This window comes from Mycobacterium sp. 852002-51152_SCH6134967 (assembly GCF_001667105.1).
In the GTDB taxonomy this organism is placed as follows: Bacteria; Actinomycetota; Actinomycetes; order Mycobacteriales; family Mycobacteriaceae; genus Mycobacterium; species Mycobacterium neumannii_A.
In genome coordinates, this window is record NZ_LZIK01000069.1 from 1 (window position 1) to 7,649 (window position 7,649).

The 7,649-nt window shown below is 68.0% G+C and carries 7 protein-coding genes and 1 tRNA gene; 3 read left to right on the forward strand and 5 right to left on the reverse strand.

Features of this window, described 5'->3' with window-relative positions:
- Positions 1-184: 184 nt before the first annotated feature.
- The 5 genes from A5790_RS23305 to A5790_RS23325 all read right to left on the reverse strand — a co-directional run bounded on the left by A5790_RS23305 (position 185) and on the right by A5790_RS23325 (position 3,744).
- Complete coding sequence (locus A5790_RS23305; RefSeq protein ID WP_066849880.1) at positions 185-1,141, reverse strand: hypothetical protein; 957 nt, start codon at positions 1,139-1,141, stop codon at positions 185-187.
- A 127-nt stretch (positions 1,142-1,268) separates the two neighbouring features.
- Positions 1,269-1,748, reverse strand: coding sequence for a nitroreductase family deazaflavin-dependent oxidoreductase (locus A5790_RS23310; RefSeq protein WP_066849883.1), 480 nt, complete (start codon positions 1,746-1,748; stop codon positions 1,269-1,271).
- 4 nt (positions 1,749-1,752) lie between these two features.
- Positions 1,753-2,253 carry a pyridoxamine 5'-phosphate oxidase family protein gene (locus A5790_RS23315; protein ID WP_066849890.1) on the reverse strand — a complete coding sequence of 167 codons (501 nt, stop codon included), beginning with the start codon at positions 2,251-2,253 and terminating at the stop codon, positions 1,753-1,755.
- Between the two features lie 115 nt (positions 2,254-2,368).
- Positions 2,369-3,547, reverse strand: a complete 1,179-nt coding sequence (locus tag A5790_RS23320) for a hypothetical protein (RefSeq protein WP_066849893.1) — start codon at positions 3,545-3,547, stop codon at positions 2,369-2,371.
- A gap of 114 nt (positions 3,548-3,661) precedes the next feature.
- Positions 3,662-3,744 (reverse strand) — tRNA-Leu (locus A5790_RS23325).
- Between the two features lie 248 nt (positions 3,745-3,992).
- Between A5790_RS23325 and A5790_RS23330 the strand changes: the two genes are divergently transcribed.
- The 3 genes from A5790_RS23330 to A5790_RS23340 all read left to right on the forward strand — a co-directional run bounded on the left by A5790_RS23330 (position 3,993) and on the right by A5790_RS23340 (position 7,581).
- Positions 3,993-5,450: an FhaA domain-containing protein gene (locus A5790_RS23330; protein WP_066849899.1), complete on the forward strand. Its 1,458-nt coding sequence runs from the start codon at positions 3,993-3,995 to the stop codon at positions 5,448-5,450.
- A 128-nt stretch (positions 5,451-5,578) separates the two neighbouring features.
- The gene (locus tag A5790_RS23335; RefSeq protein ID WP_064394676.1) at positions 5,579-6,046 is read left to right on the forward strand and encodes an FHA domain-containing protein; all 468 of its coding nucleotides are present in this window, start codon (positions 5,579-5,581) and stop codon (positions 6,044-6,046) included.
- Positions 6,043-7,581 carry a PP2C family serine/threonine-protein phosphatase gene (locus A5790_RS23340; protein ID WP_066849896.1) on the forward strand — a complete coding sequence of 513 codons (1,539 nt, stop codon included), beginning with the start codon at positions 6,043-6,045 and terminating at the stop codon, positions 7,579-7,581. The genes A5790_RS23335 and A5790_RS23340 overlap by 4 nt, the downstream gene beginning before the upstream one ends.
- Positions 7,582-7,649: the final 68 nt, after the last annotated feature.

The window sequence follows — 7,649 nt, forward strand, 5'->3', positions numbered from 1 at the left end:
GGAGGACCCCAGCCGAAGCACTCAACGAACTACTCTCAAACCCGCCAGCTGTTGCATCGATGCCTTGAACCCAAGCGACAATTCACAGCCCTGCCGCAGAATTCGGCAACACCACCGAAAACCCCTGCGACACACGAAACACCCCGCGGTTTCCCGCGGGGTGCTTCCGGTGCCATCCAAAAGGTCAGCTGATGCCCACGACCTCCTGCGCGATATCGGCCAGGCGCGTCTGCGCTGCCGACACCAGCCGCTGGCGGTTCTTGTGCATCTCCTCGTAGGCGATGATCGTGCGGATGTCGGAGGGATCGTCGAGATCCTTCACCGCGGCCACCGCGTCGCTGAGGTTGAGATCCTCGTACCCGGCGATCGGCAGCTCGTCGGCGTCGACGACTCCACTCTCGGCACGCGCCTTGTGCAGCGCATCGGCCGCGTCGCCGGCACCCTCGCGGCGGACAACCTTCTCCGCGCTGCGCAGGGCACCGTCGCGCGACGCCCCGAGCGCCTTGAAGGTGATCTCGCTGGCGCGCTGGGCACGCTCGCGCAGATCATCGACGGCCGGTCCGGCCGAACGCAGCAGCTCCGCGAGCCGCTCGACCGACTGTGCCGACCACTGCCCCGGCAGGTTCACCAGCTTCACCGCGGTACCTGCAGCAGCCTGCAGCGGGGTGCGCTGCAGCGCGGCCGGGCCGCCGAGGGCATCCTCGGCCAACACTGTCGTCAGCCAGTTCACCGTCGCCGAGTGCGCGGTGATCAGGCGATCGGCGAGATCCTGCACGGCCGGCTCCTTGGCTGCGACCGCGAGTGCCTTGACGTAGCGGGCACGGTCGAGCAGCTGGTCCTCGAGCGCCAGGTCGCCGAGTAGCGCCTCATCGAACGGCTGTGCCTGCTCGGTGAGCGCCTTCACCGCGGCGGCGGCGCGGCCCAGGAACGGGCCGATCGTGTCCGGGAAGCCACCCAGGTCGCGGATCGCCTTCTCGATCGCCTCGGCACGGATACGGCCGTTCTCGGCGTTCTGAGTCAGCTCACGACGGACAGCCTCGGTACGGGCCTGCGCGATCCGGGTCTCAGCGACCTGGATCTCGGTGTGCGTGAGGTCAAGAATCGTGCGCAACTGCGCGATCAGTGTGTTCTTGGTAGTCATAGATTTTCGCCCCTTAAGCGTTGACGGTTTCGGTCGGCGCTGGGGTGCACCTGTCCTGTTGGCTACCCGGCGTGTGGGGGGAGTCGAACGCCTCAGGGGTGTGAGATGGATCGCACTCGGCGTGTCGTCAGCGCGGCTGCAGGATGACCACCGGAATCTCGCGGTCGGCCCACGATTGATAGGTGTCGAAATCCGCGTACGCCTCGACCAGCTTCGGCCACAACCGCGCCTTTTGTTCGGGCGTGGCCGTGACGGCGCGCACCGCTCGGCGGTCCGAACCGATCTCGATATGGGCCTCGGGATTGGCCACCAGGTTGCGGTACCACTGCGGATCGGTGTCGCGGCCACCCTGGGACGCCACGACGATCACGTCGTCGCCGTCGTTGATGTAGACCAGCGGCGACACCAGCCGTCTGCCGGATTTACGCCCGATGTGCTCGAGCAGCAGCGTCGGTACCGGCTTCTTGAAACCCGCGCCCACCCGCCACGTCGCGCCGATCTTGCCGCCCGAGCGGCGGTACACCCACACGTGGGCTTTGCCCGCGTACTTCATGATCTTCGTGACGACAGGCGAGTTCAGCTGCTTGGGCTTGTTGTTCGGGTCCATGGGATCAACCTAGGTACTGCGCGGTGCTGCCACCCAACGGCATCTCGGGCATACCGAGCTTGCGGTGGTCCCAGCTGCGGGTGCGCAGCGGCACCACCCGCACGCAGATGCGGTTCTTCATCATCTGGTCGACGAACGGGCGCATGTCCTCGGAATAGGGTCCCGTGTAGCGCTCCCACACGCTGATACCTACGCGCAGAATGGTTTCCGGGTCGTCGACGATTTCGGCCCTGCCGTCGATGGACACGCCGCGCAGCGTGTCGTAAGTGTGGCCGTCCTCGACCATCACGGTGACCGTCGGGTTGCGTCGCAGGTTGACGGCCTTCTGCGACTTGGCCTTCGTCTCGAACCAGATCTCACCGTCGAGCACGGCGTACCACATCGCGACCAGGTGCGGCCGCCCGTCAGGAAGCACGGTCGCCATCGTCGCGGTGCGGCTGCGTTCGATGAATTCGGCGATCTCGTCGTCGGACATGACGATCTTCGCGCGTTCGTTCTTGCCCACGGCCCGATCTTGTCAGGTCGCGGCGACGACGACCGTCACCGGGATGGGCTTCAGCGCGGCGACAATGATGCGGGCCCGACCTGCCGCGGCGGCAGCCGACTTCGCTGCGTACTCGCTAGCTCATCAGCATGATGTACTGCGCGGCCGTCATCTGTTGTGCCGCAAGCAGAGTCGGGGCACTGGTCTCGATGGTGTACTCGTCGGCGGTGGCCAGACAGTAGAAACTGCCCTCGTTCGTGCGCAGGCAGCGGCTGCCGGGCATGTCCGGCACCGGGTTGGCCGGCTTGGCCGTCGCCGACACCTCCTCGGCGAACTCCTCGACCACGCCTTCGGCGCCCGCGACGTCCTCGGCCTCGTAGACGGTCGTGCCCGCCATCGCGACCAGATCGACGCCGGTGTTGGAGAAGAGCTTGGCCGACCGCACGGGGTCGGACTGGAAGTGCAGCGCACCCCGCCGTTCGTAGGTCCCGCCCTTGGTGAACGTCGGGTCGCGGCCGTCGAGCGGTAGCACGCGGGCCAACAGGCCGGTCGGATCGATCGAGATGTCGGCCAGCTCGCTCGGGTCGGTGGCTCGGAACTTGTCGATCTCCGGCGCCTGCAGGTCCAGGCTCTCGGTCACCAGCCGGGCGGCGGCGTCGATACCGGCGGTCGCCTGCGCCAGCTGCATCAACACGTAGGACCCGTGCGCGGTGAACGACCGCACCGCACCGAATTTCCCGATGTTGCGATCGGTCCCGGTGTGACTGCTGGCGCGCGCTTCGGGGTGGCCGGGAATCTCCAGCTTCGGCGACGGTCCGTCGGCGCCCTGCGGCTGCGATACCGCGTCGCCCATGTCGTCGGCCGCGGCCTGGGCAGCGCGATCGTCGCCGAAGCGCAGCACCGCGTTGAGCAGTATCTGCTTGTTCTTCTCGGTCCGCGTCGTGGCGAAGCCGGTGACGAAGTCGTGCCGGGCGGCCGCTGCAGCGACGTTCATCGGGCCGATCATGGCCAGCGCTTCGGCGCGGGGCAGCACCATTGCGCCCAGGCCGAACCATTCCGTCAGCGCCTCGTCGACCTCCCACGGCCCGATGACGTGGTTGGCCAGTCGCTGGCCCTCGAGCACCACGCCGAGCATCGGGTCGCCCGCGACGCCGAGCGGATCCCGCGGTGCCGTTGGATACCGGCCCGGGTCCAACCGGTCGAAATCCAACACGGGCCCACCCGCGGCCCGCACCGCGGACCCCTCGACGGTCGATGTGCACGCCGTGGCAAGCAGCGCGACGACAGATACGAGCGCAAAGATCGCGTTCCGCATGTCTCGCAAATTACCCGCGGGCAGCCGGCCGCAGATTCAGGCGTGCCGACGCCGGCCGCGGACGTCATACAAATGAGACGAGCACCGAAATCCGGTGGCTCGTCTCATTGCTTGTGGGCGAAGGGGGACTTGAACCCCCACGTCCCGAAGGACACTGGCACCTGAAGCCAGCGCGTCTGCCATTCCGCCACTCGCCCCAACAACCGGGGGAGCCTATCACGCACAACACCCGGCTCCCCAACCGTACCGGCTGGCCCCCGGTACTTTCGGCCGATCGTGATCGAGGGCGCTGAACTGCGGTGATTCGATTCTCAGAGTTCTGTTGGTCCCGCTGTCCGGCGCTCGGCCGATACCATGCACATGAACAATGTGGCCAGGCGACACGCTGGCTCCCGTCGCGGTGAGCAGTGCCGACGGACGACGACCGAGTGAGGCGGGCGGTGACATGGGTCTAGTCGACCGCTTCGAGCGCAAGCTCGAGTCGACGGTCGGCGATGCCTTCGCCCGGGTGTTCGGCGGTTCGATCGTCCCGCAGGAGGTCGAGGCGATGCTTCGGCGGGAGGCAGACACCGGCGGACGCGAAGTGCTCGGCGGTCAGGTTTTGGCACCAAACGACTACGTCATTACCCTCAGTGTGCCTGACTATCAGAAGGTGAGCGCCGACCCAGACCTCACGTCAGCGACTTTTGCCAAGCACTTGGAGGGATACATCCGTGAGCAGGGGTGGCAAACGTATGGTGATGTGGTCGTCAGGTTCGAACAATCACCCACCCTGCACACCGGACAGTTTCGCGCGCGTGGAGCGGTCAATCCCGACACGACCACTGGCGAACCCGCACCACCACACCATGTACGTGCGTCCAGCGCAGAATCAGGAGTACCACCGATGAGCGACAACCCGACCTACCGCGGCGGCCAGGGGCCGGGGAGGCCCGCCGACGAGTACTACGACCGTCCGCAAGACCGTCCGCAAGACCGTCCGCAGGACGATCGCTACGGCCGCCCCGACGACCGTGGCCCCTATCCCCCGCCCGAGCAGGGCGGCTACCCGCCGCAGGGCGATCCGTACGCCCCGCGCCAGGGCGGCTACCCCGACCAGGGTGGCTATCCGGATCAGGGCGGCTACCCGGACCAAGGTGGCTACCCCGACCAGGGCTACCCGCCGCCGTCATACGAGCAGCGCCCGCCCGCCGGTTACGGCCCGCCGCCGCAGGGCGGCTACCCGGACCAGGGTTACCGCCAGGCCCCGGGTGGCTACGGTCCCCCGCAGGGCGGCCAGCCCGGATACGGCGGCGCACCCGGGCCCGACTACGACTACGGGCGTCCCCCGGCCCCCGGCCGCCACGAGGAGGGCGGCTACGGCCGTCCGGCCTATCCGGATCAGGGCGGCTACCCGGATCAGGGCGGCTATCCCGACCAGGGTGGTTACGGCGGACAGCCGTACGGGCGGCAGGACCAGGGCTACGGCGCTCCGCCGGACTACGGCCGCTACGGTGACGCCCCCGCAGGCGGCTACGCCGAACCCGGCTACTCCGAGCCCGCAGGCGGCGGCTACGACTACGGTCAGCCGGCCGGCTACGGCGGCGGCTACGGCCAAGCCGACTACGGCACGGGCGCGGCGACCGTCACGCTGCAGCTCGACGACGGCAGTGGTCGCACCTATCAGCTGCGCGAGGGCACCAACGTGATCGGCCGCGGCCAGGACGCACAGTTCCGGCTGCCCGACACCGGGGTGTCCCGGCGGCATCTGGAGATCCGTTGGGACGGTCAGGTCGCGTTGTTGTCCGACCTGAACTCCACCAACGGGACCACCGTCAACAACGCGCCCGTTCAGGAGTGGCAGCTCGCGGACGGCGACGTGATCCGGCTGGGCCACTCCGAGATCATCGTCCGCGTGCACTGAGCGCCCGCCCGGGGCGGAGAAGCTGTCGCTTCCCCCTCATGTCGGTAACCGTCCAAGTATCGTGACGGTGCCGAGGCTGGCTGCGGTGCCGAGGCGGCTGAACGGGATGGAGACGGAGAGGACGTCAGATGCAGGGGTTGGTACTGCAACTGACGCGCGTCGGATTCCTATTGCTGCTATGGCTGTTCATCTGGTCGGTGCTGCGAATTCTGCGGACGGATCTCTACGCCCCCACGGGCGCCGTCATGGTGCGACGCGGGCTGCCGCTGCGCGCCTCGCTGCTACCCAACCGGGCCCGCCGTAACGTGGCCCGGCATCTGGTGGTCATCGAGGGTGCGCTGGCCGGCACCCGCATCACTCTCGGCAGCCAACCGGTGCTGATCGGGCGGGCCGACGACTCGACGTTGGTCCTGACCGACGACTACGCCTCGACGCGCCACGCGAGGCTGTCGCCTCGAGGTTCGGAATGGTACGTCGAGGACCTAGGATCGACCAACGGCACATACCTCGACAGGGCGAAGGTGACGACGGCGGTACGCGTTCCGATAGGCACGCCGGTTCGGATCGGCAAAACGGTAATCGAGCTGCGCCCGTGACCCTGGTGCTTCGATATGCCGCGCGCAGCGACCGCGGCCTGGTTCGGGCGAACAACGAGGATTCGGTGTACGCAGGCGCCCGCCTGCTCGCACTGGCCGACGGTATGGGTGGGCACGCCGCGGGCGAGGTGGCCTCCCAATTGGTGATCGCCGCCCTGGCCCACCTCGACGACGATGAACCCGGCGGCGACCTGCTGAGCAAGCTCGACGCCGCGGTGCGCGAGGGCAACTCCGCGATCGCCGCGCACGTGGAGGCCGACCCCGAGCTCGAGGGCATGGGCACCACGTTGACCGCAATCCTGTTCGCGGGCAACCGACTTGGCTTGGTGCACATCGGAGACTCACGCGGCTACATGCTGCGCGACGGGGAGCTGACCCAGATCACCAAAGACGACACGTTCGTCCAGACGCTCGTCGACGAGGGTCGCATCACCGCCGAGGAGGCGCACAGTCATCCGCAGCGGTCGTTGATCATGCGCGCGCTGACCGGCCACGAGGTCGAGCCCACGCTCATCATGCGGGAGGCGCGCGCAGGCGACCGCTATCTGCTGTGCTCCGACGGCCTGTCCGACCCGGTCAGCCACGAGACCATCCTCGAGGCGTTGCAGATCTCCGACGTCGCCGAAAGTGCCGACCGGCTCATCGAATTGGCGCTGCGCGGCGGCGGTCCCGACAACGTCACCGTCGTGGTGGCCGACGTCATCGACAACAACGCCCACGACTACGGGCAGACCCAACCGATCATCGCCGGTGCGGTATCGGGTGATGACGACCAACCACCACCCAACACCGCGGCCGGTCGCGCGTCGGCGTTCAACCCGCGACGCAACGAGGCCAAGCGCGCGCTACCGGAACCGGAGGAACCGCCGCGACCGCCCAAGTCGCGGCGGCGAATGTTCATCGCCGCCGCCCTCGTGGTACTGGTCGTCCTTGCCGGACTGGCCGTCGGTCGCGAGATCATCCGCAGCAACTTCTACGTCACCGCCCATGACGACGTCGTCTCGATCATGCGAGGTGTGCCCGGATCGATCCTCGGCTACCCGCTGCAGGAGCCGTACCGAAAGGGCTGCCTGACCGAACGCAACGGGCTGACGCTGATCAGTCCCGGCCAGGAACCGCGCGACTGTCAGCCATTTCGGGTGAGCGACCTCAAACCGTCCGAACAGCGACAGGTCATCTCCGGTCTGCCGACCGGGTCGGAGGATCAGGCGATCACCCAGATCAACCAGCTGGCGCGCGATTCTCTGCTGCCGATCTGCACGCCGCCGCCACCACCGGCGCCGCGCACCACTGCGCCGCATAGTCCGGGGCCGCCGAATTCACCTGGGCTGCCGAACAATCCACCCCCTCGTGGTGAGGAGGGCACTCCGGCACCCGAGACCCCCCGCACGGTGACACCGCCGCCTCCGACACCGAAACCGCCGCCTGCGCCGGAGTCTCCGCGGGCCGAACCGGGCACACCGCCGCCGCCCGAATCTCCGGAGGCACCGACTCCCAAACCGCCGCCACCCCCGACCGTCACCGCGCTCTCTTAGAAATGGACGACGGGGTTTGCGTTCTGTCGGCCGTCCCGTCCACGATCCGGTCATGTGGCAACTGTGGT